Here is a 26,067-nt window from a genome sequence, read left to right on the forward strand (position 1 = left end):
TCTCTCAAAACCCGTTCCATATCAACACCTTGAACGCCTTTCGACACACACAGCACACCCGACAATTCATCGACCGGTTTCGCAGGCTGTAGGGTGCGGCCCCCGCACCGCCTGGCGTAACGCGAACCACCGGCCTCTACTCAAAACCCGATCCATATCAACACCTTGAACGCCTTTCGACACACACAGCACACCCGACAATTCACCGACCAATTTCGCGGGTGGCACCGCCCGACGTCACGCGCCCCATCGCCCCACCTCAAAAACCGTCCAAAAAAAATACCGCAGCCCATTGCCCCTCATTTTTCGGGGCAACGCGCTGCGGCATATATTTTTTCATGGCGGCCATGGGCCACCGGATGTTTCGTTTAAACCGGTTGCAGGGTGTCTGCTTCTTTTTTCTCCCGATGCCGCTTCACGGCCTGGTAGGCGGGGGGAACCAGCAGCAGGATGATGAGGACCCAGAGGGCCATGGCCTGGGGCCGGTTAAAGAAGATGCGGTAGTCCCCGTGGCCCATGATGAGGGCCTGGGCAAAGCCGCTCTCGGCGATGGGGCCGAGGATGAGGCCCAGGATGAGGGCGCCCAGGGAGAATCCGGTCTTGTGGAGCACCACGGCCACGATACCGCAGCCCAGGGCCACGTAGATATCGAAGATGCTGTTGTTCATGGCGTAGGAGCCCAGGACCGAGAAGAGACAGACCACGGGGATGAGAAGCCCGGTGGGGGTCAGGGAGATCCTGGCAAAGTGGGGTGCCATGAGCAGGCCCATGATCAGGAAGACCACGTTGGCCAGAAAGAGGGAGAGGATAAAGGCGTAGGTCATGACCCCGTACTTGGTGAACAGCTCCGGCCCGGGAATAAGACCGTGGACCAGCAACCCGCCCAGGAGGGCTGCGGCAACGCTGTTGCCGGGGATGCCCAGGGTGAGGGTGGGGATAAGGGAGCCGCCCACGCAGCCGTTGTTGCCTGCCTCGGCAGCGGCGATGCCCTCGGGGTTGCCCTTGCCGAAGAGCTCTTTTTTCTCGGAGCGCTGGCGGGCCACGTTATACGAGAGAAAGGCGGCGATGGTAGCCCCTTCGCCGGGGAGGATCCCCACGATGGTGCCCACCAGGGAGCCGGTGCCGATGTACTTGCCCAGGCCTTTGGGCATGGGCTCTCTCTTGATCTTGGTGATGACGCTGGTATCGGCCACAATGCTCCCGGAGCCGGTGAGTTCCAGCATCTGGGAGATGGAGAAGAGGCCGATGAGGGCGGGCATGAAGGCGATGCCGTCGAACAGGTCCGGGTTATTCATGGTGTAGCGCAGCATCCCGGACATGGGATCGGTGCCCACCACGGCCAGGATCAGCCCGATGAGACCGGAGATCAGCGCCTTGACCAGGCTGCTCTCGTCGTCGGCCATGGAGACGATGCCCGCCAGGCCCACCAGGGCCAGCAGGAAATACTCAGGGGGCCCGAAGCTCAAGGCGAACTTGGCAAGGATGGGCGCCACAAGCAGCAGCACAAAGGCGGAAAAGGTTCCCCCCACAAAGCTTGAGATCACCGACACCTTCAGAGCAAGGCCCCCTTTGCCCTTCTGGGTCATGGGGTAGCCTTCCATGGCTGTGGCGACAGCCGCCGGGGTACCGGGTGTCCGCAGCAGGATGGCGGGGATGGAGCCGCCGTACATGGCACCGCAGTAGACCCCGCCCATGAGGAGCAGGCCCGTGAGGGGCTCCAGGGCAAAGGTGACGGGGATAAGAAGGGCCACGGCCATGGTGGCGGTGAGCCCGGGCATGCCTCCCACCAGCACCCCGGAGACGGTGCCGATGAAGACCGCCAGAAGGGAGTAGGGGTTTGTGAGGGCAGTTAACGATTCAACGATCATAAGTGATGTCCTTTGTAGGGCCTCCGTGTGATCCGGTCTGTGGTGTGTGTTGCAACCGGATCACACGTGGTGTGGAGGCCCGTCGTGCTTAGAACCAGAGTCTCTCGGGCAGGGGAACGGCCAGCAGCTTTTCAAACACCAGAAAGACGAACAGCAGGACCCCTGCGGTGGTCGCTCCGATGGTCAGCGGCTTTTTCGCCCCCTGGGTCACCATGGCCACGGGTAAGAAGATAAGGGATGCCAGGTAGAAGCCCAAAGGCTCCAGGAGCAAGGTGTAGGCCACCAGCTCCGCGAGAAGGCCCCAGAACCGAATCGGTGCTGCGGTAATATTCAGCTTCTCGCTGATCTCCTGCTCCCGTGACTTGAGCCACATCCCCACCTCCACGGCGCACAGTATCCCTAAGGAGACGGCAAGGAATCGAACATACATGGCCGTCGACCCCTGTACAGCCTCGGGGTAGGCGGCGGTGCTGCGGTAGAGCAGCATGGCCAGGAGCATGAAGCCCCCGAGAATGAGCAACTCAGCGACACGTTTTGTCATGTGTTATCACCATGGGTTCTTATCGTAGAAGGTCTGGGTTTCGGCCTGCAGGTCGGTGAGGTAAGAAAGGTAATCCACACCGTTCATGGGCAGCAGGAAGAAGACATCTTTGGTGCACTCGGCGATGAACTCTTCGTCCTTCTGCACCTTGGCCAGGAGATCGTCGAGCTTGGCCAGGATCTCTTTTTTCACACCGGCCGGAGCAACAAACCCGCGGGTGGCGGTCATGTTGACGGGGAAACCCTGCTCGGCGGCGGTTTTCACATCGGGGAGGATCTCGGAGCGGTTATCGTCAAGGATGGCGATGATGCGTGCGGTGCCTGCCTTGTGCTGGGCCTGGAGCTGGGAGAGGTTCATGACGCTGGCGTCCACGTGACCGCCCAGGATCATGGCTTTCTGCTCGGTGGAGCCTTTGGTGGGCAGGAGGTTGAAGGTCACGCCGGTCTGGCGCTCCAGCTTCTTGGCGGCGATGAAGTCATCGGAGCCGATGCCGTTGACCGCGGTGGTGAGGGAGCGGGCCTTGGCTTCCTTGATGAAGGCGCCCATGTCCTTGATGGAGCTGTCTTTTGGAACCGCCACGATGAGCGGGTCCTGCATGACGTTGCCCATGACGTGGAAGCTGTCCAGGGTGTAGCGGGCGCGCTTGGCAACCACGTGGGCCACCACCTGGGTGGTGAAGATCATGCCGATGGTGTGACCGTCTTTGCGTGCCTTGGCGATCTCTTCAAAACCTTTCTGGCCGCCGGACCCGGGAACGTTTTTAATGACGAACTTGGCATCGGGCCAGTACTTCTTGGCCGCCTTGATAAAGAGGCGGGCGCCGGTGTCCGTGGACCCTCCGGCTTTGGACGGCACGATGATCTTGATGGGCTTGGAGGGGTACTCCTTCGCAAAGGCGGTGGAAAGAGAGAGGGGCAGAGCAAGGCTCAACGCCAGGACGAGGGTCATCACTTTACGCATCAGGTTCTCCTAAGGTTGATGTTTCTTTATGGGGCAGATGGGGCATCCAACAGAAAAAAAGGGTCGAACGGTTCCCGCCGATCCTTCAAGGGGTGCCCTGCAGGGCGTCACCCGCCCGGGTGCCGGAGGCGTCATCCTCAACGCTCCGGGGTTATTCCTGGCATAATAAATAGCAAATGCCGTGCCAAAGTCGGTAAGGCCGAACCTGCCGTTGAAATGACTCGCTATCTTTTCAAGGGGGGAAAAGGGAAGAGGGAAGGGAATGGGTCAAAATCGACCCACAGGGTCCGGAATTGACCCATTGACAGCGGTCCGGGGGCGAGAAACCCGCCCCCGGAAGACATCACTTCTGGATGCCGAATTTTTGCATGCGCAGGTAGAGACGCTTTCGCGGGATGTCCAGGTCGTTGGCGGTGCGGGTCATGCTGCCGCCGTTTCGGGCAAGGGCTTCTTCGATGAGCTGTTTCTCATAGCGGTTCACCTGGTCGTCCAGCCCGGTTCCGCATGGGCCATCGGGTGCGGGCGCATCCGGTTCGGCCGTGGCGGGGTTCCGGGGCTCGGCCAGGTCCAGGGGCAGCCCCAGGACCAGCTGCTGGGCCACGTTGCGCAGCTCCCGGACGTTGCCGGGCCAGTCGTAGGCTTCGAGGCGCTCCAGCACAGACGACTCCAGGGACGGCGGGGCCGTGTGAAACCGCTCCGCCATCTTCATGAGGAACCACTGAAGGAGCAGCCGGGCATCGCCGGTGCGCTCTCGAAGCGGAGGGATGGGCACCCGGGCCACGTTGAGTCGGTAGAAGAGGTCTTCACGGAAAGCCCCTTGGGTCACGGCGTCCCGCAGGTTCACCTTGGTGGCGGCGATGACCCGAAAGTCCACGGAAATCAGGCGATCGCCCCCCACGCGCTCGATGGTCCGCTCCTGCAGGGCCCTGAGCACCTTCACCTGAACGGACAGGGGCATGGACTCGATCTCATCGAGAAAGAGGGTACCGCCGTGGGCCTGCTCGATTTTGCCGATGCGCCGGGTGGAGGCGCTGGTAAAGGCCCCGCGCTCGTGCCCGAAGAGCTCGCTCTCCACCAGGTTGGGGGGAATGGCCCCGCAGTTTAAGGGGACGAACTTTCCGGCTTTGCGGTTGCCCAGGTCGTGGAGGCAGTGGGCGGCAAGCTCCTTGCCCACGCCGGTCTCTCCAATGAGAAGGACATCCACGTCGATGAGAGACAGGGATCCGATGGTGCGCCTGAGCCCCGAGGCCGCCTGGGACTCGCCAATGATGCGCGAGCCGATGTCCGCCTCCGACGCCAGACGTTTTTTAAGGGAACGGTTCTCCAGGCTGAGGCGCCGGGACTCCAGGGCCCGGTTGGCCACATCAATGAGGTACTCCGGGGGCACCGGCTTTTCGATGAAATCGTAGGCACCGGCCTTTATGGCGGAAAGGGCCATGGGCACGTCGCCGTGGCCCGTCTGGATCACCACGGGAAGGTCCGGGGCCATCTCCCGGATGGCGGCAAGGAGCTCCAGTCCGTCCATGCCCGGCATTTTCACGTCGGTGATCACCACCCCAAGCCAGTCCGGGTCGATATGGGGAAGGACCTCTGCCGCCGAGGCAAAGGTCCTGACGGCGTACCCTTCCAGTTCAAAGGTCTGGCTGCTGGCGATGCGGATCTCCTCCTCATCGTCCACCAGGAAAATTTCACCTAAGGGAACTCTCATGATGCGTCTCTCTCTTCTGTTATGTGTGCCTCAGGGGCCCCGTGGACCCCGGGCAGGGAAAGGGAAAACCGTGTGCCGCCCTCGTGGGGCGTGAGGGCCTTTAAGGTCCCGTCGAAATCCTTGACGATATTGTAAGAGATGGAAAGGCCCAGCCCAAGCCCCTTGCCCACCTCCTTGGTGGTGTAAAAGGGGTCGAATATGGAGCCCATGGCGTCATCGGGGATGCCCGGCCCGCTGTCTGTCACGCTGATCACCACCTCCCGGCTGTCGCCGTCCACCCCTATCACAAGGTGCCGGCTCTCCTGGGGCATCTCCATCACCGCGTCCACGGCGTTGCTGATCAGGTTGATGAGAACCTGTTCCAGCCGGATCTCTTCGGCGCACACCCGCACGGAAAGGCCCGGGTCCGGAGAGGTCACGCAGATTCCCCCGGCCTTGATCTTTCCGGCGAAAAGGGAGAGGGCATGGTCGATGACCGGAACCACGGCCACCGGGGCTTTAGCCTCCGAAGGCCAGCGGGCAAAGGTCTTGAGATGGCTGATCATGGAGGCCATGCGCTCCACAAGATCCCCGATGCGGGACAGGTTCTCGGTGTGGGTCTCAATACGCCCCCGCTCAAGGAGCAGCCGGGCGTTGTGCAGGTAGTAGCGTATGGCGGACAACGGCTGGTTAAGTTCGTGTGAGATACCGGCGGTGAGCTGCCCCAGGGCCGCCATCTTCCCGGCCTGCACCAGCTCGTTCTGGGCCTTGCGCCGCTCTTCGGCCGTCTCCTTGAACACCCGCAGGGCTTCGGCCATCTCCCCGATCTCGTCGTCCCCGGCCTCGGGCACCCCGTAATCCAGGTTCCCTGCAGCAACGGCGCGCATGCTTCGGCCCAGGGCATCGAGGCGCTTCACGATGCTGCCCCGCACATAGAGCCGGAGAGGCCCGCACCGGTAATGAACAGGCTAAACAGAACCATGACGATGAGCAGCCGCTGAGCCCGGTCCATGGTGTTGCGGATGCCTGCGGCGGCCCGGAACACATCGTGGCGGGTGTCGGCCACCAGGGTGTCGATGCGCTTCCTGAGGGACAGGACCAGGGCGCGGTTGTCGGCCAGGATCTCCAGGCCCTCGGCCTCCTTGAGGTGGATGCGTTTTTTGATGGCAAACAGGGCGTCCGGCCCTTCGGCCAGGGAAAAAATCTCCGTAAAGAGCTGCCGCAGGGTCAGCATGCTGGAATCCGCGGGCAACTGGGCCAGGTTCACGCGGATAAAGTCCATGGCATCGGCAGACAGAGACGACAGGTTGTCCACCTGGGCGTCCCCCTGGACGGTGGCGGCCTGGAGCATCAGGCTCACCAGCAGGATGCCGTTGGAACCGATCTTCTCCACGGTGTCCTTGGTATGGCGGTTCTCCCGGAGCCTCAGGGCCGAGAATCGGGGGCCTTCCCGCAGGGAGGCGCCGATCATCCGCTCGATCTCGGAGTCCAGGTTGTAGGCAAGGTCCTGATTGAGGGGATCCAGCTCCCCCACAAGGTCTGCGTAGAGCCAGCGAAGCCGCTCGGTCTGGCGCACGAGAAGGGCCTCCTCCTCCAGACGGCCGGAGACAGCGCCCTGCAGGGCGGCCAGGTTATCGGTGAGATCGGTAAGAAGCCCCTGGATCTCGCCCCGGATCGTGGGGGAGGTGATGCCCAGGGCGTTGATATGACGGTTTACTGACGCCACGAGTTCGTCAAGATCGGCCTGGACGGTGTTGCGGGTGGTCTCGTCCGGTGCGGAGAGAAGAAGAGGGGCCATGGCCATGATCTCTCCGCCCACGCCTTCCAGTTCGGCCACCTGCACCAGCTCCGGAAGGTGCTCGTCGGCAAAGCCGTTGAGGATGGTGGTGGACCGGTTAAACACCAGGAGGGCCGTAACCGCGGCCATCACCGTAATGGCCGCTGAAATGCCGAAGGCGATGAGAAGCCGGGACCAGATCCCGTAACGCACGGGGAACAACATCACACCCCTTATTTTCATGGCCTGCTCCTGATGAGTTCGGACTCCGCCTTTGTGAGAATGGCCCGGGCGCGGTCCAGGCGCTTGGAGAGAAAGGCGTCCCAGCGATCTGTCTCGGTGCGCTCCATCTCCGTGGGGGCGGTCCCCCGGGCGGCGTGGGCAAACTGGGCCGCAAAATCATGGTTCCTGCTCTGGGCGTCGGAGACCGGCACCTCACAGAGCAGGCTCGCCAGCTCCTCTTTCATGGGAAGGCCTTCCTCTGCATCCCATCGGCGCTCCAGGGCAAGGTAGCGTTTCCACAGGGAGCGGCGCTCCGTGAGCCGGTAGGTGATCATCCGGTCAAAGAGCCGGTTCACCAGGTGATAGCGGCACCGGGATAGGTCTGCGTCGTAGGGCTTGGCCTGGTTGCTTCGGATAAGGGTCAGCAGCTTCGGGGGCCTCGCCGGTGGAGCGGTCGTGGACCTCCCTGGAGACAGGCAAGCGGCAGACCGTGGGCTGCCGGAGGATCTCCTGGCCTTCAGGGGAGAGGATAAAATCGATGAAAAGATCGGCTTCTTTCGGATTGCATCCCCCGGTGAGCATTCCGATGCCCGCGGGCACGAAACGCGAGTGCGTAGGAAAACCTGAGCTCCCTGCGGGACTGGCCCAGAAAATCGATGCCGAGGCCCACGCCGAAGCGCTCGTTGATCAGCCCTTCGGGCACGCTGAAGCTCCGGGCAGAGACGGTGCGCAGATTTCCGGCCATGCGCAGCAGCATGGCCCAGCCCTTTTCCCACCCCAGCTCCTGGAGAAGGCTCTCCACAATAAGATGGGTGGTGCCCGAGCGTGACGGCGTGGACATGGCAAGGTGCCCGTAATACACGGGGGCTGCCAGATCTTCCCAGTGGTTGGGTACGGGGATGCCTTCCCGCCTTAAATAGGCGGGGTTCCACATCCAGCCCACACCGAGAAGGGCAAAGCCCATAGCCGTCCGGGTCGTCGATGGGGATGCCGTCAATGGAAAGGGCAGGGTGACGCCTGCCCCCGGGCACGGGCTGAAGGCGCCCCTCGGCCTTGAGGATGGCAAAAGCGTCCGTGGACGAAGACCAGAACACATCGAACCGGTGGGGGTTGTCCCGACGGATGTCCACCAGGGCGGAGGTGGTCTTCTTGTTGCGGGTCATCACCTGGATGTCCGGGTATTTTTTTGAAAAGGCAGCGATAAAAGGCGCGTAGAACTCCGGGGGAAAGGAGGTGATGATATCAAGGTAGCGCTTCGGCGCCTCGGCAGCCGAGGCGTTGGCGGCAAAACACAGGATCACGGCGCAGAGAAGCGCACGCGCCGCGCAAAACCGCCGCATGATGGATGGGTGGGCCACACCGCAACCGGATTCAGGAGATGAACAACCGGAACAAGGCATCAACGCTTCCCTTCTAACCCTAAATAATCGTGAAATATCCGGGCTAACTGAATAATCCATAACACGCGCCGAAAAATCGCGCTGCAAAGGACTGGACCCACCCAAAGGTACCCGGATAAGGTGCCGTCACCCTTGGACATACAAAAAAGCCCCGCCTTCACACCAAACAAAACCGATTCGTAACACGCAGGTCCCGGGAAAACAAGTTTATCCCGCCCCTGGCGGCCCTTCAGGGTGCCCTGTTTCATGGCGTCCTTAACTATTGCCCCCGGTGTTCCGATAGAAAGAACATAGCCCTGATATATCAGGAGTGGAATGCCTCCATATTCAAGGCAGCACAAGAGCACGATAACCGAAACAACGGAGACATGCATGAATTTGACCATCCGCAAGAAGATTATCGCCTCGTTCATGGGAGCTGTGATGTTCCCCCTGCTTATCATCGTCGTGATCATGGGGGTCTCCCTCAGCCGACACGCCATCCGGTCCTATCACGCCAACAGCACAAAGCTCCTTCATCGCATTTCAGACCACTACGCATCCTTTCTCACCGAAGCCAAAGCCAACACACACATGCTGTCCGAGTCCCCGTTAAAAGAAGCGATCCATCCGGGCATGACGACCTATCTGAACAACACCGACCCGTGGGAGATCCGTCCTCCCGGGCCGGAGAGCCCGATGCGGCATTTTACAAGCTGGCCAGACTCATCCATGAAACCCACCCGAACTATATCGAGGTCTACCTTGCCACGCGGGACGGCGCCTTCATCACCTCCATCGACATTGCCATGGCCGCCGGGTATGACCCCAGGGTGCGTCCCTGGTACAAGGCACAGGCAGCCCAGCCCTCAACAGATTTAGTGTCAGAGGCCTTTCTCTCGTCAAACGGCGAAACCGTGGTGGCCATCACCTCGGCCATCAGGCGTGGGGGTGAGGTGGTGGGGGTCTCCTCCATTGAATGCTCATTAAAAGTGCTGACAAAACTCATCAATGACATCAAAATAGGAGAGACCGGGTATTTGATGCTGGTCCAGCCCAACGGGGTGATCCTGGCCAACGCCCACGATCCGGCCACCAACTTCAAGAAATTGTCCGAGCTTGGTTCACCGGGGTTTGCCACCCTTGGGACCATGGCCGAAGGCAACGCAGAGATCGCCGTGGGGGACACGGACTACCGGGCTGTGGTGCACACCATCCCCGGGGTCGGCTGGAAGGTGATCTCCATGATCGAAAACCGGGAAGTCATGGCCACCACCTACGGTCTCATCAAGGTAATCGCCGGGGTTGCCGCCTTCATGTTCCTGGTCTTCTGCGTCCTGGGCACCCTCATCGCCAACAGCATCGTCACCCCCATTCACCATGCCCGTGAGATGCTCAAAGACATTGCCGAAGGCGAGGGGGACCTGACCCGGCGCCTTGACACCGGCACCCAAAATGAAATCGGCAGGCTCTCCAGGTGGTTCAACACCTTTGTGGGCAACCTGCAGAAGATCGTCACCGGGCTGGTCCGGAATTCACAGACCCTTGAAGGCGTCTCCCGGGGGCTCACGGAGTCCGCCGAGGTGATGAACCAGACCATGTCTGCCACGGCCCAGCGCATCGACCGCATCGACGGCGAGGCCTCCGAGATCTCGGCCAACATGAACTCCATTGCCTCCGCCATGGAGCAGACCGCCACCAACACCAACATGGTGGCAAGTGCCGCCGAGGAGATGACCGCCACCATCAACGAGATTGCAGCCAACTCGGAAAAAGCCCGCCACACCTCCACCGAGGCTGTGGCCGAAGCGCAGCAGACCTCTGAACAGATGGACGCCCTGGGCCAGGCAGCCGAGGCCATCGGCAAGGTCACCCAGACCATCACCGAGATCTCGGAGCAGACCAACCTGCTGGCCCTGAACGCCACCATCGAGGCGGCCAGGGCAGGGGACGCGGGCAAGGGCTTTGCCGTTGTTGCCAACGAAATTAAAGAGCTGGCAGGCCAGACAGCCAGGGCCACCCAGGACATCAAGGAGCAGATCGGCGGGGTCCAGGCCACCACCCACGCCACGGCCAGGGGAATCACCAACGTGGTGGGCTCCATCAACCACGTCCATGAGACCATCAACTCCATCGCAACGGCCGTGGAAGAGCAGTCCGCAGCCACCGAGGAGATTGCCGGGAACGTGGTCCAGGCGTCGGTGGGGCTCCGGGAGATCAATGAAAACCTGGCCCAGAGTTCGGACATCGTCTCCCACATGTCCGCTGGGATATCCGAGGTAAACGGGGCCGTTGCCCTGGCGTCACAGCACGCCGATGAGGTGGTCGGCCATGTGGACAGCCTGAACCGTGAGGTGGCCACCATCAACACGGTGACAGGCGCGTTCCGGGTCTGACCCCACCGCTTTTTCCGTTACGTATCCGGGCCGAGTCCCGGGGTGTTCCGTCCGCCCCGGGCTCCATTGCCATGCCGCGCCCCTTTGTAAAGGAGGACCATGCCGCGCATCTCCGTCATCGTTCCCGTGCTGCGGGAACCCCACATCAAGGTGTTTCTGGACCGGCTTCGTGCCCGGTTCGGAGACGCCGTCCATGAGGTGGTTGTGGTGGATGGCGATCCCGGCGGGGAAAGCATTGCCACCCTTGAGGGCACCCCTGCCGTCACCCTCACGGCAGGCGGTGGCAGGGGACCGCAGCTCAACGCAGGAGCCAGGGCGGCCACGGGAGAGATCCTTGTGTTTCTCCACGCCGACACCCGGCTCCCGGACCGGGCCTTTGACCGCATCCGGGAGACCCTTTCCACCGGGCGCTATGTGGCCGGGGCCTTTACCCTGCGCTTTTCCGGGGACAAAAAAGCCTTTGCCCTGATTTCCCGGGCAGCGGGCCTGCGGTGCCGCCTCACGGGCATTCCCTACGGGGACCAGGCCATCTTCATGCATCGGGCCGACTTTTTCCGCCTGGGCGGGTTCCGGGAGATCCCCGTCATGGAAGACATCGAGTTGATGCGCCGCCTGCGGAAAAAAAAGGAGCGGGTCTGCATCCTGCCCGAGGCGGTGACCACCTCGCCCCGCCGCTGGGAAAAAGAGGGGGTGATCTACTCGCTGGTGCGGACCTGGCTGTCGCGCCGCATTCGTCGTGGCGAGCGTTCTGGCGCTGAACGCCTTGAAAGCACGGGCAACGCCGCACGCGCCCCTGTATCAACAGGGGAGACCAGCTAAGGCCTGGCATGATAACCATGCAGGGCCTTGGTATTTTTTAAGTGGCGCGCTCGGCAGGATTCGAACCTGCGACCACCTGATTCGTAGTCAGGTACTCTATCCAGCTGAGCTACGAGCGCGCAAATGGGTTTTTCCGGTTTAAGATAAAAATGGCGCGCTTGGCAGGATTCGAACCTGCGACCACCTGATTCGTAGTCAGGTACTCTATCCAGCTGAGCTACAAGCGCACAAATGGGATTCAAAGGAGATAAAGTGGCTTCGCTGGGGCCGTCCCTTTGAAATGGCGCGCTCGGCAGGATTCGAACCTGCGACCACCTGATTCGTAGTCAGGTACTCTATCCAGCTGAGCTACGAGCGCACATAAAAACCGAAAAATATCTGCGGGATGCGAAACCCGCAAACAGGTAACTTTGAAGTGGCGCGCTTGGCAGGATTCGAACCTGCGACCACCTGATTCGTAGTCAGGTACTCTATCCAGCTGAGCTACAAGCGCACAAGGGGACCAAAGAAAAAGCTTTGCGGTTGCGTTCGCAAAGCCCGTCTCTTTGAAGTGGCGCGCTCGGCAGGATTCGAACCTGCGACCACCTGATTCGTAGTCAGGTACTCTATCCAGCTGAGCTACGAGCGCGTCTCAAAGTTGGCTTTCTTTTAATCCAAAGCGCGTTGGCTTGTCAACGTGAAAGTTCCACTTTTTTGACGTCCAAAAACCGCGAAACATGCGTATGACAAGGGTTGAGCATGATATCAACCCCATAGCCCTCCCGATTTTTTTGACACAGGTTCCCTTTGGGGAGGCCCAACCCCCCAAATCGGAAACATCGGCCCCGGCCAAGAAAGAAGGTGCACCCGTTGGCCCGATGGGGTATAGAGAGGCTTTTCATTCATTCACGGCGCCCGCGGGCGTATTTTTTCCACCAGACATCCGGGTGCCTGTCGGCGTTCGGGGACGGCTCCATGAAAAACGATACCTATTATATGGGCATGGCCATTGAAGAGGCCAAAAAAGCTGGACAAAAAGGAGAGGTTCCTATAGGTTGCGTGATTGTGGCAGAAACCGGAGAAGTGATCTCTGCCGCCCATAACCTGACGATTTCCCTGTCGGACCCCACGGCCCATGCGGAAATCCTCGCCATACGGAAAGCCTCGAAAGAACTGAACAATTACAGGCTTCCCGGAATGAGCTTGTACGCCACCATCGAGCCCTGCATCATGTGCATGGGGGCCATTGTCCATGCGCGTTTTTCCCGCGTTGTCTTCGGGGCATGTGACGAGAAGTGGGGGGGAGCCGGTTCCCTGTACAACCTGGCCGACGACAGTCGGTTGAATCATTCCCTTGACGTTATCCCTTCGGTCTGTGCCGATGCCTGCCGCACGCTTATGCAGGATTTTTTCCGGCTCAGGCGCAGGGAACAGAAGGCGCGCAAAAAAAGCGCCCTTCAGCAAAACACGTAAGCATGGCACGTGAAGCGCGCCGGGCATCGTCCTCCATGTCATGCCAGGCAGTCGCTCACCGCCCATCAGTTATATATACGCTGGCATGGCGGGGGAGGCGTCCACCCTCCGCTTGTACCATCAAATGAAACGCATGGACGCATCAACTTTAATTTGCACACATGTCAAGGAGCATCTTGTGGGTAACTATGTGATTGTCGGAACACAGTGGGGTGATGAAGGAAAAGGGAAAATCGTAGACCTCCTTTCCGAACACGCCGATTACGTTGTCAGATTCCAGGGTGGGAACAATGCGGGACACACCATGGTTGTTGACGGAGAAAAATTCATCAGCCATCTCGTTCCCTCCGGCATCCTTCAGAAAAAGAAATGCTTCATCGGAAACGGAGTGGTCGTAGACCCCGAAGTGCTCCTCGAAGAGATCGCCTACTTGGGGGGCAAAGGGGTTGACGTCAGCCCCGAATATCTGCGCCTCTCCGATCGGGCCCAGGTGATCATGCCCTACCACAAGCGCATCGACCACGCCCGGGAGATCAAAAAAGGCGACGGCAAGATCGGCACCACCGGTCGCGGCATCGGCCCCTGCTACGAAGACAAGGCCTCCCGTGTGGGCATCCGCTTTCTGGATTTCCTCAACGCCGACGTTCTCCGCGCCAAGGTCACCGAAGCCCTGGAGGAGAAGAACTTCCTCCTGACCAACTACTTCGGCGAAGAGCCCGAAGATGTGGAAGCCACCATCGCCCACTGCCTCAAGCTGGCCGAGGAGCTGAAGCCCTACATCACCGACACCTCCGTTGAGATCAACACCGGCATGGACAAGGGCCAGCACGTGGTCTTCGAAGGTGCCCAGGGCACCCATCTCGACATCGACCACGGCACCTACCCCTTTGTCACTTCCTCCAACACCGTCTCCGGCAACGCCTGCGGCGGCGCCGGTGTTGGCCCGGGTAAAATCACCGGTGTCCTGGGGATCGTCAAGGCCTACACCACCCGTGTGGGTGCCGGTCCGTTCCCCTCCGAGCTGTTTGACGAGGTGGGCTCCTACATGCAGGAAAAGGGCGCAGAGTTCGGCGCCACCACCGGTCGTCGCCGTCGCTGCGGCTGGTTCGACATGGTGGTCCTGAGAAACGCCGTCCGCCTGAACGGCCTCACCGGCCTGGTCATCACCAAGCTCGACGTCCTCGGGGGACTTAAGGAGCTGAAGCTCTGCACCGGGTACGAATACAAGGGCGAAGTGATCACCGATTTCCCCGCCGACCTCGATGCCCTGGACAACTGCACCCAGGTTTGCGAGACCCTTCCCGGCTGGGACGAGGACATCTCCGGCGTGCGTTCCTACGACGATCTCCCTGAGAATGCCAAGGCTTATCTCAAGCGCATCGAAGAGCTGGCCGGAACCCCCGTGGATGTTGTTTCCGTGGGCCCCGGCCGTGAGGAAACCATCGTTCTAAAAAAACACTTCTGATCCCTTTTTTGGGTTTGACATTTGGCACACGTTTCGGTAGAAGTGTGTCCGTAAAACAAACGGGATGTGGCTCAGTCTGGTAGAGCACTGCGTTCGGGACGCAGGGGTCGGAGGTTCGAATCCTCTCATCCCGACCAAAAAAGATATAAAAGGGGACATCGTTTAAACACGATGTCCCCTTTTTTTATTCCCCCGTCGCAAGCCCAACCAATAGAGCGTCAAAACTGCCCCCCACACTCTTCTGCTATCCCCCCCCTCGCCAAAGCCCCTCAAATGAGCCCCACGGCTTTCAGAAACAGTGAACTCACCCCGCAACACCACCATGATTGCCACAGCCTCAAAAAACGCATTTTTTGGCCCATCCGCCAACAGGGGAGGGGACGCGTGCCACGGTTGATTTCGTATTGAGCACAGCTGCTATTTTCCAAGAGGGGCAAGAGAGAAGACACGGCCCTGTAAAACCAACGCAGGCCAAGAGGAAGGGTAGGGTGCGGCTCTCGCACCAGTCAGCGTCCCAAAAGCCGCTCCAGCATCCTTGCAAAGCAAATCGCGACGAACACCAAAAAGCAAAGGGCAAGGGCACTCCACACGCAAAACGATGCCCCTATGGAAGGACGGTCACGCCGGACATATGGCATGTTGCGATACCACACAAGGAAACAAAAAAAGACGACCGCGATCTGTGGCATCAAAAAAGCATGACAACATGCGAAATGAATTGCTCTCAAGGTGAGCATCAGCTAAAGCTAATTATCGAACATTGTAGCAAAGATTTTGCTCCTGCCGTTTTATTGCGCCCCTCACCCTGAATGAAAAGGCCTACGATGAAATTGAAACTCAGAGCATTTAGCCTGCTGATTTTATGGTTTCTCGCACCGGTTATGGCATCAGCGGCTCCGGAGACAACCGCAGAGTATCAAAAGATGATCACAGAATGGTCCGACGACATTTCAAAGGGGCGCAACCTTTCGTGTGCCTACTATCAACGTGGGCTCGCTTACCTGAAGCACCAGGAATTTAAGAAGGCAATTGGGGACTTCCAGAACGCTCGTCAACTAGAACCCATCATCTGCCATAATAAAAAGGGCGCATACGGAATAAATGTAGGTAATACTCATTACCTTGAGGGAATATGCTGGTATGAGCTCAATACGTTCGATCAAGCTATTTCCCGTTTTGATAACGCAGTGGCAACAGATGGGTACATCGTGTCCAGAACCCTCTACTATCTCATGGGAAAGTCATACGGGTATCAATCAAAATTTAAGGACGCCATTTCAGCGTATGATAAGGCCATCGCCCTCGACCCGAAATACGCTGAGGCCTATCACGCAAGGGGTCTGATGTACGGCCGTCTGGGGCTCAACGACAAGAAGAGGCAAGACAAATCCTACGCACGATATCTTGATCCTGATTTGACATCGGAAAGAGACTGGGCCATTGTTTCGGGGCTGGCATTCGCCTTCGGTGTATTTTTGATTCTCTTTCTGTTACTTCGAACCATATCCAACATGCTTTTTAAGGTGCCGGAACCCGTTCTTCTTAAAGGACGCCCCAGCTATCCAGCGAGCCTTCTTTTCATTACCACACTGTCTTCCATGCTCTACTTTTCGTGGCTCGGCTACCTTTCGCCGGCAGCGAAGGCGCATGTACCGGATCCCCAGGCCTATCCTGGCAGCCACGTCTTTTTGGACCTCTCTTTGGCGGCGGGTGTCGGATATATACACCTCATCATGAAACAATTCGCGCTGACCAAGACCAGCCTTTATGTACGCTCCATGTTTGGATTTGGAAGGGTGAGGCGGATTAAACTGTCCCAAATCCGGGATATCAACACAGTAATGGTCCCTCAATGTCCAGACTTTATACAATTGGATCTAAAAACCGGAAAAAGGCATCGAATCCAATGCCTTCATGATGTGCATGGGCTTGTTGACCGGATAAAGCCATTGCTTCAAGCAAGCGATACAGCCCAGGTTGGACATTGACAATTGAGACGCCTTTTTTTGAAGGGCCGTTTTATCTTTAGCAAAATCATATGCCTGATCCCGGACTGAAAGAGGGGGGATGTCAATTATCAAGACTCGACCTAATTTTAAAGAGGCCGTTCAAACAGAAAAGGCTCGGAAAAATGCGCACGTCGCCTTCGGCAGACAGGCTGAGGGGCCCCCCCTCTCAAGCGCGCCTGAAAGCGGAGATGCCGACGTATAACTCTGAGTTGGGAGGGGCTGCAGGGCAGCCCCGGTCTTTAGGGTATTGCCTCCCTATGGGTGGAAGCCTGGGCTTATTGGTTCTTCACGCAGGTTACTCCGTTGCCAGAAATCCTTCATGGAAGGTGACCGTACCCCGGGGCACGGTGTCGGCAAGAGGCATGGTCATGAACACGTCCGGGGGGACCCCTTCAACGATAAGATCCGGAGGATTTCGGAACCCGTGTTTTTTGTAGTATCCCGGATCACCCACCAGCACGCAGCCTTTGGCACCCATAGCCTTGAGCCGCTTGACGCCTTCCCGAATGAGAGCACCCCCGATTCCCTGTCTCTGGTGCCCGGGGAGTACGGAGATGGGCCCGAGGCCGAACCAGGCTTCGGTGCCATCGGAAATGGTGACAGGGGAGAAGGCCACGTGGCCCACCACCTGCCCATCCATCTCCGCCACAAGGGAAAGGGTCAAAGCGCCTGCCTTTCGAAGGGCATGGAGGATGTAGTGTTCTGTCTGGCTGCTTACCTTGAGATGCATGAAGGCCGCCACCGTCACGCACGTGATGGCAACGATATCATCCGGGGTTTCTTCACGCAGGGCCAGGCCTGTATTCGATGATATGAATTGAGGACCGGCTTCTTTTCCGAACAGGGATGTTTGTTTTGCCTGTAAAGGCCTGGTGTCGTTTTTCATGTGATATCCAATTATTCTGGCGGCTCACCCACGGCGCATGATAGGCCCAGGGGAATCGCTGTGAAACGTAATGTGCTCTGTGCTTCTTGGTGTTTGGATATCGTTGCCGGAACGGCAGGTGCACTTGGTGCGGGGAATGAAGAGGGAGCGTGTCAGACGTGACGCTTAAACAAAGCGCCTATACAGCATGGCGGACGGGGAGTCACCCCGGACCGAAAGGACCCTGGCTTCATTCGCTACCGAAAGGCAACGAACCAAACAAGCTCTCGTGTGATGATGTTCATAGGTAACATTTACTCCTTTCCGGCAATGCCGACGTTCATGGTTAACAGGGAAAGACAGGGGATAGAATTACGCCTTGAGATAAAAAATGTCAAGGCGTTGATGATGTTTTTATAATTTATGGAAAGATTGGGCCGGTTTCCATTGCCCCTTGTCTTCGTACGAGGGTTCGCCAGGAAATGGATCCCGCTCAAGCCATGCCCCCTTCATATATCTAAACTTAGAATAGTCATGGGTTTTAAGGATGTATCAATGTCAAATTCAAAGCAAGCCGATAAGAAATGGTACGGCCCGAAAAAAAGAATGGAAGTCTGTAAGCAAGGCTCTTAGAAGTTCACGCATAGTTGATAGAGATCAGATAGCCTACATTAAAGATTACTTTTTTACGGGGTGAGACCAGAGAGCGGGGATTGGTTATTTGCAACACGGCTTAAGCTTTTTGAGAAGCTGTGGTTTCATCCGGATCAAAGTGAAGAAAATTGGAAGCAATTGATCGGCCAAACAGATTGCAGAGATTGTAAAATAAAAAACATGTTTAAATCTTTTGATGAAGGCGAATTCGATGTGATGAATGGTCTACAGCTGAGAATGCTTCGTGCTTTTGCGATGTTGATGGTGATGAACCAATGGTCATTTTTAAGGGTGAAAAAATCTATTTATACGCGAGACGAGGCTTTTTTATTCAATGGGCTCACACTATGGGTGACTGGCTCACCGGATGGTGCTCCAACCCATGGTCCGTTTTTTCAATTTATGACGCACTTAGGCTTTAAGAGTTATGCATATCATGATCACGACGACGATACCTCTTATCGATTTCGATGGGCGTATCACAAGATTATTTTATGAATCAATTCTTTTCCCAGTGCGCTAAGCATAGACCGGTGGGGATGCCGGGCGAAGAAACCCCTCAAAAGCTGTGGGTTGAATCATTTCGTGATTTTCTGAACAATCAGGCGTTGCCGCCTGTTATGGATCAGCTGTGGAAACGAATGTCGACACGCGAAGGGCGAAGCAGTTATTGGGTGGATGATCTCGCGCCCTGGTACAGTTTAGTTACAAACCAAGGAAAGTGGACGAGAAACTTATTCGGATCTGGAAGATGGGGGTTTTACGTAACGTTTGACGGTTCATGGTGATCAGCTTCACCCTGATTTCATAAAAACAAGCAGTTCTGGTGTATAAAGAGCTGGGGTTTACTGATAAGATTCGCATCACATGAGGTGAAGGTCGTTGAACTTGGTAAGCACTTGACACCAGAGATAAAAGAACGCCTTGGGTATAATCATGAAGACGCTATTCCCGGGTATCTGTATCGAATCATCACGACCTCTGATTATGTGGACAGTGATGATGCGATTCTGCGGTTGATTGTATTATGCCGGTGCCCAAGTCAACGTCCAGTATGCCGGAAGACATCCGGATTTTTCTTTTTATTGCCTCGACCTGAAAAAGCATCAATCCCAACTCGGCAGTTGCTTACAGGTTGAATATTCGGTTGATGCGTCGGGTGTTCAAGCATAAGACAGGGCATGATCTCCTTACTTTGACTATCGGGGTAGAGTTGACCGATACGATAAAATGAATCCTTTTTATAACGTTAAATACCATCCTTTCATAAATGCAAGGCGTGCATTTCCCATTAGATCTGAAATTGATTTTCCGGAGTGGGCAGGGGAGCCCATTGCCCCCGTTGTTCTAAATTGACGTTAAAGGGGGACTATGTCTGATACCTATTTTTATTTAAAGGCCGAATTCAGCGATAAAAAATAGGGATAAAGCGATTGATTTCTTGGATGATGAGGGGCAGACGGACGAGGATGAGGTAGAAGAACCATTTCGAAATATATTCCCTCTCATTGACAACATGAGTTCTCCCTTGATATCAGGTCTGTTGGTGAAAATGAGCTTTGGGCATATTTTGAGCTTTTTGCTGATAGAATTGTACAGCTCAATTCATTATGCTGACCGTGAAAAAACAGGTGCTGCTAAAGTTTATGGAATGTTTGGTGACTTGGATGGGAATGAAGCTTATTGGACGGTTGAAGGGAGTAAGTTGATGACCATGTATACATTGGACGAGGATGAATCAATTGAGCCAAATGCTTTTGGAACTTGAAGACGAAGCGAAGCTTGAAACAATTATTTCCATGTATCGTAGGTCTGGGCCGGGAAGAAGATATGTATTAGAAAGAGGCAGAAAGGGAAGGGGCCGCCGCCCTTGAGTTTCCATGGGGCATGATTACCTATCAGGGAAGGGTAGACCTATATATCTGACAAAGTATAAAAATGGGGCGTTTTCATATGAGAACCCGAGGCAAAGTGCGAAAGACATCTATTAAGATGTAACCGGGACCGAGGGAGAGCCTTCCACCACACCGTTTATCTGTAAGGCGCTTGAGAGTTCGGTTTCAAGGCCGAGGCCGGTGCAGAAGAGGGGTAGCGTCTTGACATTGGACATTCTGTCAAATCCCCTCCGGTTTAGCACTATATGCCACAGCAGGCCCCATTATCTGGTTTGTAGGGCTCTTGCCCTATAACCAGATCGGCCTCAAGCCACCGACTAATAAACCGAATGAGTAGGGGTTGTGTCAAATGTCAAGACGCGACCCCTTTCCACACGCCAAATCAGTTTGTCAAAGCTATCTGGCTATGGCGCACGCTTTACAAAAGTGGCACACTTTGAATGAAGTATGGCGCGGTGTGCTATTTATGGCATCGCCCTGTTCCCCTATGATTGATCCAAAAAGCAGCACGCCTGACACAGGCGCAAACCAAAGTACATACAGGGAGATAATCATGGGAAACACAGCATTGATTACCGGCGCATCGAGCGGTATTGGAACCGAGCTGGCACGATATCATGCATCAAAAGGCGGCGACGTCGTCCTGGTTGCACGACGAGAAAACAAACTCAACGACCTCAAGGCGGAGCTGGAGAGAACCTGCGGCATCACTGCCACGGTGATCGCTGCCGACCTGGCCGAACCGGACGCAGCAGAAAAAATCTTTGCCGCCACCGAAGCAGCTGGCCTTGTCATTGATGTTCTTATCAACAATGCCGGGTTCGGCGGGCATGGAAAATTCCACGAGCGGAATCTTACAAAGGACCAGGCCATGATGCAGGTCAACATGGTCTCCCTGGTGAATCTGACCCACCTCTACCTCCAGGGCATGGTGAAACGAAACAGGGGGAACATCCTCCATGTGGCCTCAACAGCCGGATTCATGCCGGGACCGCTGCAGGCGGTCTATTACGCCACGAAATCCTTTGTGGTCTCCTTCTCCCAGGCCATTGCCGAGGAACTCGACGGGACCGGAGTCACCTCAACAGCCCTCTGTCCCGGCGCTGTTGCCACCGACTTTGTCAAGGCAGGCGATCTTGACGGCCTCGATATCTGGGACAAGGCCCCCACCCCTGATACCGTTGCCAAGTGTGGCTACGAAGCAATGGAGAAGGGCGAGCTTATCAAAATCAATGAAGCAGGCCCCTAAAATTCACCTACAACTGGATTATCCCCTTCCTGCCGAGGAAACTGGTGCTGAAAATTTCCCGGAAGGCCATGGAAAAAAAATGAGCGTAACGATGGATCGTGATGCCTCAGGCGGCCAGGTGGGTTGACTGGGTGGGAGGCTCTTGGACAGCTCATGGCGAATACCTGAACGCTGTCTTCATCGGAACGGTTTTGAATCACCCCAGGGTTGGTTAGTCACAGGCGCAGCCCGTAAGCAAATGCGCAGGGGCTGCGTCACGGAGGTAAAAAAATGAAAAAAGCATCCCGATTTGTTGTGCAGCGCGGCTGGAAAATCATGCTTGCGGACATGGGGCTCAACACGGCCCATGTGCTTGCCTTGGCGGGCTTGCCCGCGGATCTTTTTTCGCGGAAGGATGCTGCATTGAGCCCGGCTGATTATTTCAGGCTCTGGGAGGGGCTGGAACAAATAGCCGGGAGCGAGGAGCTCCCGTTGATGGTGGGGCGGGCCATTTCGGTGGAGTCCTTTGATCCCGCGATCTTCGCAAGCCTTTGCAGCCCGGACATGAACACGGCCCTGCAGCGGCTGGCCAGGTTCAAGCCCCTTATCGGCCCCATGACCATTGACGTGAAGATTGGAAGAGAGGTGACCTGTGCCACCCTGGATTGCTATGGCTACACCCATCGTATACCGCGATCCCTGGGAGCAGCAGAACTGGTGTTTTTCACACAGCTGATTCGCCTTGCAACGCGGGAACGGATTGTTCCCACTACATTAGAGTTACCTGAACTTCCGGGCAACAGCACCCCCTACACCGAGTATTTCGAGAACCCGATCCGGCGGGGCAAAGCGATCCGCATCGGGTTTTCTGCGGCCGATGCGGGCCGTCCCTTTCTCACGGAAGATGCTTCCATGTGGAATTTTTTCGAGACGGAGCTGAAACAGAGGCTTTCCGACCTGGAGGCCGAAACAACCTTTAGCCAACGGGTGAAGAGCGCCCTGCTCGAAATGCTCCCCAGCGGCGAAAGCACCATTGAAGAGGCAGCCCGAAGGCTGGCGGTGAGCAAACGCACCCTGCAGAGGCAGTTGAGCCGGGAGTCTTCGAGTTATCAGGAGGTCTTGAACATCACGCGGGAAGCCCTCGCCAAGCATTACCTCTCCCGCTCTGCCATTTCTCCGCCCGAAATATCCTTCCTGCTGGGCTATCAGGACAGCAATTCGTTTTTGCGGGCTTTCAAAGGCTGGACAGGGGCAACGCCGGGTGAGTACCGAAATGAGCACTTCCAAGCCGATCAATTGCATTGATTTCGAGGTTGGGGCTGTCAAGGCTCACCTCGGGACGGTCAGTTGTCGATGAACCGGTTGGAGCAAACCTGGGAGCTCAGCAAACGGTTGGTTGCCGGTGGCCTGAGACTCATCCCTCCAAGACGAGGAATTAGAAGAAGGGGTCGGAAGAAGGGGTCGCGTCTTGACATTGGACATTCTGTCAAATCCCCTCCGGTTTAGCACTATATGCCACAGCAGGCCCCATTATCTGGTTTGTAGGGCTCTTGCCCTATAACCAGATCGGCCTCAAGCCACCGACTAATAAACCGAATGAGTAGGGGTTGTGTCAAATGTCAAGACGCGATCCCTTTGCACGGACAACGATGCAACACTCGCCGCCAGTACCGACCAGTCTACCGAGTCGAGTGCATGGAAGGCGATTGCTGCACCTGACGAAGGTCTGGTTGCCGGGTACAGCTGGCACTCTCAAGTATGACTGCATCGACACGGGCACCGCGGGCAAAATCGGTCCTGCGAAACCCACCGATGAAATCACCCATATAAACTCGCCCTAACGGCTATACATATCGCCTATTCAAATCATGGAAACAAAAGAAGGTGTGACCGTACCGGACATCATGAAGCACCTGCTGCTTGCCCCGGTTGATGGCGAATTAGGTGAGGACGGGGTGTGAGATAAAAAACTACGGTGAGCGAATGACACTTCGAGGTGGTGCCTGGAGCTTCAGGGCCTCGGCCGGTTTATTCTCACTGTCCTTATGTTTCCGTACGTGCACTCTAATATTGGTTTTCGTCCGGCTTTTGTTTTGCACGGCCCGGCCGGAGGTGTGAAAGATACACCCCGGCTGCCCAAATCAAATTACGGATTTGTTAGATAAAGTGTCTTACCTTTTTGTAGCTATCTTTTAAAACCTTTGGCACGATACTTAAAAGTACATTTTGTCCCAAACTAATAGCCTCTTTTACGCCTTTTTTGTCGCTATAACTCCACAAACTTGGATCTGATGTTTTAGAGCAATGCTTAATTAAGTATCAACAAAGCTACGAACTGATGTGAATGCACCATCTTTCTGCATTTGTTCAAGGTTGAATACCGTTTTATATCTTATATTTAATTGATCATCATTTGAAGGGTTTACTTTGAATAATGCCGCTCCATTTGTCCGCTATATTCCCATCTTATCTTACTTTCAAATTCTTTAACCGCTAAAACCAATGCACTGTCACTATAAAACCATTGGTTATTATTGACCTTTATTACAGGCTGTTTGTCTGGGTAATCGTCCTCTTGCCAATACGCACCATAACCACAACAAAAAAAATTTATGTATTCCTCTGATCTTATATGAAAATACGGAATAAAACTGAGAATTTCTTTTTGACAAAACTCAGAATTAGGATTGCAAAATAGGACACCTCCTTAGTGATGTTTTTTAGTGGATTTGTTTATTTCGTGTGCAGCATTTTTACCAACAGGCTTCGCTGAATCGAAAAATGTCATGCGCATGGAAGTTTTGTTGAAGCTATCATTAACTCTTTTTACAATATCTTCGAATTTAATTGCCGGAACCATACTTACCTCTTCGTATACATATTTGAGTTTAGAAGCCTCCGAAACGAACGAGAGGATAGTGGCTTGACTTATCAAATTATCTAAAAGATTAACTTTTATCTCATAATTCTTTGCATAAATCGAGGCCTGTTATTCATCAAAAACTCAAGATCATCTGGAGTAGGATTTTGTGGCATGTTCAACAAATCATATGTCATTTTCCCTCTGACGAATTTTGAAATTTGTACATTAAACAAACTACCAGCAAGAGACTTACGTCCCTGATTACCAACAATTTGTAAAATGCCCACCTCTAATAAGCCAGAGACAACAGCATCATCAATTGGGAGTTGAATGGTATTTTGACCTTGCAAAAAAAACTCTCTTAATACCCCTTTTTCAAAATCGTCCAATCAAGATAATCGTTCGGCTGAATATTTTTTAATTTAATTTCGTAATATTTGTTTTTAATAAAATTTTTGGATCTACAAAAAGAACAACGAAGCAAGCGAAAAAAATTGCCAAAATATATTTTATTGGTAGTTTCAGAGTTTCTATAATTTTGGTAATCCATTCCATTGATTCACCTAAACTAATTTGAAGATTGAGTTCTGACACTGCGGGGAGGTCTTACTACGATTTATTAGTCTTCGGTTTCATATATATAAGTGCCATATTCAATAGGGTTGTGGAGTTCATTAGGGTGATAATAGTTCACTATATTTTCAGGTGGTACAGGTACTTTTAAGTCAAATGCAAAATCAACTTCGTATGAAATTTCATTGTCATAGATGGCATTATTAATTTCTTTAACCAAGCCTTCTAAAGAAGTTCATTACAAAATGAAACCGGTAAATCTATTTCAAAAACTGTCGGCCTTCCAACACTTTTTAAAAATTGTTTCGATATTCGAGGATATTTAGAATTTAATAACCCGACTAACCCGAGAAGACACTCACTACCATAAATAGCGTAATGAGCGCAGTCACTTATCATGAATCTATCATCGATAGCCAAGCAAACACCTGGGCTCAACAATTTATCACTATGCTCTTCAATTGTTGTCTGAATATCGTGATCTGAAATTTCAATACCTAAATAATCCTTAACTCTCAAAATTTGGATTAAGCTATGTGTGTCAAAGAGTAAAATACCCTGCTCCATATAGCTTGAAACTTCTATCGGTCGACAAAGGTGGTAAGTTTTAATATGTGTGAATGATTTTAAAAAAAAATTTGTATACGAATAAGCATCAAGAGAGTGAAAGTCAAGATACTCCGTTCATAATTATAGTTTCTTTATGTTTCCAACAAAACACTTGCTTCATGATTCACCATGGTAAAACTGTAAGGAACCGGAGCTTAGGTGCTGTATTGTTGTGGAATCGGCCCCTTTCCAGTGGATAGTTAGTTTTTCGTAATTTTACAGACGTATCTAATTCTCTTTTTAATTTCCTAGCACACTCTAAGCCCTGGGGTGTCAGTTCCCAAACACCTCTTCCGGCCTGAGTAGCTGATTTGACGTAATTATGATGAAGTTTTGCGCGCTCTTTGGACCAAGCAATATCATGTTTCCAGCGTTCGATATTGTTAGCAACCCTTTCTTGGTATACAGTTTTTGAAACTCTAAAAGAAAGCCATTCGTACATTCGTTCATCGACAGCACTCTTTAGAGCTTTGCCACCAAAAGAATATATTGCAAGAACTAAAAAGGGGATAAGGTCATCTTGAGAAAGAGTCTTTCCTTTTAATAGCCTTCTTACATAATACATTTGCTTTTCCATTTGGTTGTTAATAATCAGTAGCAGTATTAACAAGATAAGGCCAATTAATTCAAGTGAGAGAATATCAATAGTGTTTGATTACGATATTTTTTTAAACGACAAACTTGCGGCTTGGCCTGAGTTAAGATTTAGTCAAAATTCAATCGAGCAAACATAACTACTGTTAATATACTTCGCAAATTCAGATACATCATTTATAAGATTTTCGATTTCAATTTTTTGAATGGA

23 protein-coding genes and 6 tRNA genes are annotated in these 26,067 nt (G+C 54.6%); 11 read left to right on the plus strand and 18 right to left on the minus strand.

The features are described 5' to 3' along the window. Positions 1-368: 368 nt before the first annotated feature. The 8 genes from ACOYW1_RS11770 to ACOYW1_RS11805 form a co-directional block, all read right to left on the minus strand. Entirely contained in the window at positions 369-1,868 is a 1,500-nt protein-coding gene (locus ACOYW1_RS11770; RefSeq protein ID WP_482416298.1) for a tripartite tricarboxylate transporter permease, read from the minus strand. Positions 1,869-1,956: 88 nt separating this feature from the next. Continuing rightward, positions 1,957-2,409, minus strand: a complete 453-nt coding sequence (locus ACOYW1_RS11775; RefSeq protein WP_482416297.1) for a tripartite tricarboxylate transporter TctB family protein — start codon at positions 2,407-2,409, stop codon at positions 1,957-1,959. Positions 2,410-2,415: 6 nt separating this feature from the next. Further along, the gene (locus ACOYW1_RS11780; RefSeq protein WP_482422945.1) at positions 2,416-3,369 is read right to left on the minus strand and encodes a tripartite tricarboxylate transporter substrate binding protein; all 954 of its coding nucleotides are present in this window, start codon (positions 3,367-3,369) and stop codon (positions 2,416-2,418) included. 343 nt (positions 3,370-3,712) lie between these two features. Beyond that, positions 3,713-5,077 (minus strand): sigma-54-dependent transcriptional regulator, encoded by a 1,365-nt coding sequence (locus ACOYW1_RS11785; RefSeq protein ID WP_482422946.1) that lies wholly within the window; start codon positions 5,075-5,077, stop codon positions 3,713-3,715. Further along, the gene (locus ACOYW1_RS11790) at positions 5,074-5,973 is read right to left on the minus strand and encodes an ATP-binding protein (RefSeq protein ID WP_482422947.1); all 900 of its coding nucleotides are present in this window, start codon (positions 5,971-5,973) and stop codon (positions 5,074-5,076) included. Before ACOYW1_RS11790 ends, ACOYW1_RS11785 begins: the two co-directional genes overlap by 4 nt. Continuing rightward, positions 5,970-7,076 (minus strand): hypothetical protein, encoded by a 1,107-nt coding sequence (locus tag ACOYW1_RS11795; RefSeq protein ID WP_482422948.1) that lies wholly within the window; start codon positions 7,074-7,076, stop codon positions 5,970-5,972. Before ACOYW1_RS11795 ends, ACOYW1_RS11790 begins: the two co-directional genes overlap by 4 nt. Then, on the minus strand, positions 7,073-7,411 hold the full coding sequence (locus tag ACOYW1_RS11800; RefSeq protein WP_482422949.1) for a hypothetical protein: 339 nt from the start codon (positions 7,409-7,411) through the stop codon (positions 7,073-7,075). Before ACOYW1_RS11800 ends, ACOYW1_RS11795 begins: the two co-directional genes overlap by 4 nt. A gap of 161 nt (positions 7,412-7,572) precedes the next feature. Next, positions 7,573-8,019 (minus strand): ABC transporter substrate-binding protein, encoded by a 447-nt coding sequence (locus ACOYW1_RS11805; protein WP_482422950.1) that lies wholly within the window; start codon positions 8,017-8,019, stop codon positions 7,573-7,575. Positions 8,020-8,114: 95 nt separating this feature from the next. Here ACOYW1_RS11805 and ACOYW1_RS11810 point away from each other — a divergent pair, with 95 nt between their 5' ends. Then, complete coding sequence (locus ACOYW1_RS11810) at positions 8,115-8,270, plus strand: hypothetical protein (RefSeq protein WP_482422951.1); 156 nt, start codon at positions 8,115-8,117, stop codon at positions 8,268-8,270. 184 nt (positions 8,271-8,454) lie between these two features. On the opposite strand, the gene ACOYW1_RS11815 is transcribed toward ACOYW1_RS11810, so the two are convergent. Then, positions 8,455-8,910, minus strand: a complete 456-nt coding sequence (locus ACOYW1_RS11815) for a hypothetical protein (RefSeq protein WP_482422952.1) — start codon at positions 8,908-8,910, stop codon at positions 8,455-8,457. A 189-nt stretch (positions 8,911-9,099) separates the two neighbouring features. On the opposite strand from ACOYW1_RS11815, the gene ACOYW1_RS11820 reads away from it, so the two are divergent. Together ACOYW1_RS11820 and ACOYW1_RS11825 are read left to right on the plus strand one after the other, a co-directional pair. Continuing rightward, positions 9,100-10,830 carry a methyl-accepting chemotaxis protein gene (locus ACOYW1_RS11820; protein ID WP_482422953.1) on the plus strand — a complete coding sequence of 577 codons (1,731 nt, stop codon included), beginning with the start codon at positions 9,100-9,102 and terminating at the stop codon, positions 10,828-10,830. A 99-nt stretch (positions 10,831-10,929) separates the two neighbouring features. Next, the gene (locus ACOYW1_RS11825; protein ID WP_482422954.1) at positions 10,930-11,649 is read left to right on the plus strand and encodes a TIGR04283 family arsenosugar biosynthesis glycosyltransferase; all 720 of its coding nucleotides are present in this window, start codon (positions 10,930-10,932) and stop codon (positions 11,647-11,649) included. Between the two features lie 42 nt (positions 11,650-11,691). Here the strand turns inward: ACOYW1_RS11825 and ACOYW1_RS11830 are convergent. From ACOYW1_RS11830 to ACOYW1_RS11850, 5 genes are all read right to left on the minus strand, one after another. Beyond that, positions 11,692-11,768: transfer RNA gene (locus tag ACOYW1_RS11830), tRNA-Arg, on the minus strand. 31 nt (positions 11,769-11,799) lie between these two features. Next, positions 11,800-11,876, minus strand: a tRNA-Arg gene (locus ACOYW1_RS11835). Positions 11,877-11,930: 54 nt separating this feature from the next. Further along, positions 11,931-12,007: transfer RNA gene (locus ACOYW1_RS11840), tRNA-Arg, on the minus strand. 58 nt (positions 12,008-12,065) lie between these two features. Continuing rightward, positions 12,066-12,142 (minus strand) — tRNA-Arg (locus ACOYW1_RS11845). A gap of 58 nt (positions 12,143-12,200) precedes the next feature. Continuing rightward, a tRNA-Arg gene (locus ACOYW1_RS11850) sits at positions 12,201-12,277 on the minus strand. A gap of 326 nt (positions 12,278-12,603) precedes the next feature. On the opposite strand from ACOYW1_RS11850, the gene tadA reads away from it, so the two are divergent. The 4 genes from tadA to ACOYW1_RS11870 all read left to right on the plus strand — a co-directional run bounded on the left by tadA (position 12,604) and on the right by ACOYW1_RS11870 (position 16,554). Beyond that, positions 12,604-13,101, plus strand: coding sequence for a tRNA adenosine(34) deaminase TadA (gene tadA / locus ACOYW1_RS11855; protein WP_482422955.1), 498 nt, complete (start codon positions 12,604-12,606; stop codon positions 13,099-13,101). A gap of 178 nt (positions 13,102-13,279) precedes the next feature. Next, positions 13,280-14,566: an adenylosuccinate synthase gene (locus ACOYW1_RS11860; RefSeq protein WP_180145456.1), complete on the plus strand. Its 1,287-nt coding sequence runs from the start codon at positions 13,280-13,282 to the stop codon at positions 14,564-14,566. Between the two features lie 60 nt (positions 14,567-14,626). Then, positions 14,627-14,703, plus strand: a tRNA-Pro gene (locus ACOYW1_RS11865). Positions 14,704-15,390: 687 nt separating this feature from the next. Next, positions 15,391-16,554, plus strand: coding sequence for a tetratricopeptide repeat protein (locus ACOYW1_RS11870; protein WP_482422956.1), 1,164 nt, complete (start codon positions 15,391-15,393; stop codon positions 16,552-16,554). 316 nt (positions 16,555-16,870) lie between these two features. Here ACOYW1_RS11870 and ACOYW1_RS11875 read toward each other — a convergent pair whose 3' ends face one another. Further along, positions 16,871-17,461 (minus strand): GNAT family N-acetyltransferase, encoded by a 591-nt coding sequence (locus ACOYW1_RS11875; RefSeq protein WP_482422957.1) that lies wholly within the window; start codon positions 17,459-17,461, stop codon positions 16,871-16,873. Positions 17,462-18,133: 672 nt separating this feature from the next. Here ACOYW1_RS11875 and ACOYW1_RS11880 point away from each other — a divergent pair. From ACOYW1_RS11880 to ACOYW1_RS11895, 4 genes are all read left to right on the plus strand, one after another. After that, entirely contained in the window at positions 18,134-18,592 is a 459-nt protein-coding gene (locus tag ACOYW1_RS11880; RefSeq protein WP_482422958.1) for a hypothetical protein, read from the plus strand. A gap of 943 nt (positions 18,593-19,535) precedes the next feature. After that, positions 19,536-19,862, plus strand: a complete 327-nt coding sequence (locus ACOYW1_RS11885) for a hypothetical protein (RefSeq protein ID WP_482422959.1) — start codon at positions 19,536-19,538, stop codon at positions 19,860-19,862. Between the two features lie 680 nt (positions 19,863-20,542). Continuing rightward, positions 20,543-21,238, plus strand: coding sequence for an SDR family NAD(P)-dependent oxidoreductase (locus tag ACOYW1_RS11890; protein WP_482422960.1), 696 nt, complete (start codon positions 20,543-20,545; stop codon positions 21,236-21,238). Positions 21,239-21,508: 270 nt separating this feature from the next. Continuing rightward, complete coding sequence (locus ACOYW1_RS11895) at positions 21,509-22,522, plus strand: AraC family transcriptional regulator (protein ID WP_482422961.1); 1,014 nt, start codon at positions 21,509-21,511, stop codon at positions 22,520-22,522. A 1,650-nt stretch (positions 22,523-24,172) separates the two neighbouring features. Here the strand turns inward: ACOYW1_RS11895 and ACOYW1_RS11900 are convergent. The 3 genes from ACOYW1_RS11900 to ACOYW1_RS11910 form a co-directional block, all read right to left on the minus strand. Then, positions 24,173-24,469, minus strand: a complete 297-nt coding sequence (locus ACOYW1_RS11900; RefSeq protein WP_482422962.1) for a super-infection exclusion protein B — start codon at positions 24,467-24,469, stop codon at positions 24,173-24,175. A 409-nt stretch (positions 24,470-24,878) separates the two neighbouring features. Next, entirely contained in the window at positions 24,879-25,220 is a 342-nt protein-coding gene (locus ACOYW1_RS11905; protein ID WP_482422963.1) for a hypothetical protein, read from the minus strand. 166 nt (positions 25,221-25,386) lie between these two features. Further along, positions 25,387-25,827: a hypothetical protein gene (locus tag ACOYW1_RS11910; protein WP_482422964.1), complete on the minus strand. Its 441-nt coding sequence runs from the start codon at positions 25,825-25,827 to the stop codon at positions 25,387-25,389. Positions 25,828-26,067: the final 240 nt, after the last annotated feature.

The organism is Desulfoluna sp. CYM3A (assembly GCF_056829965.1).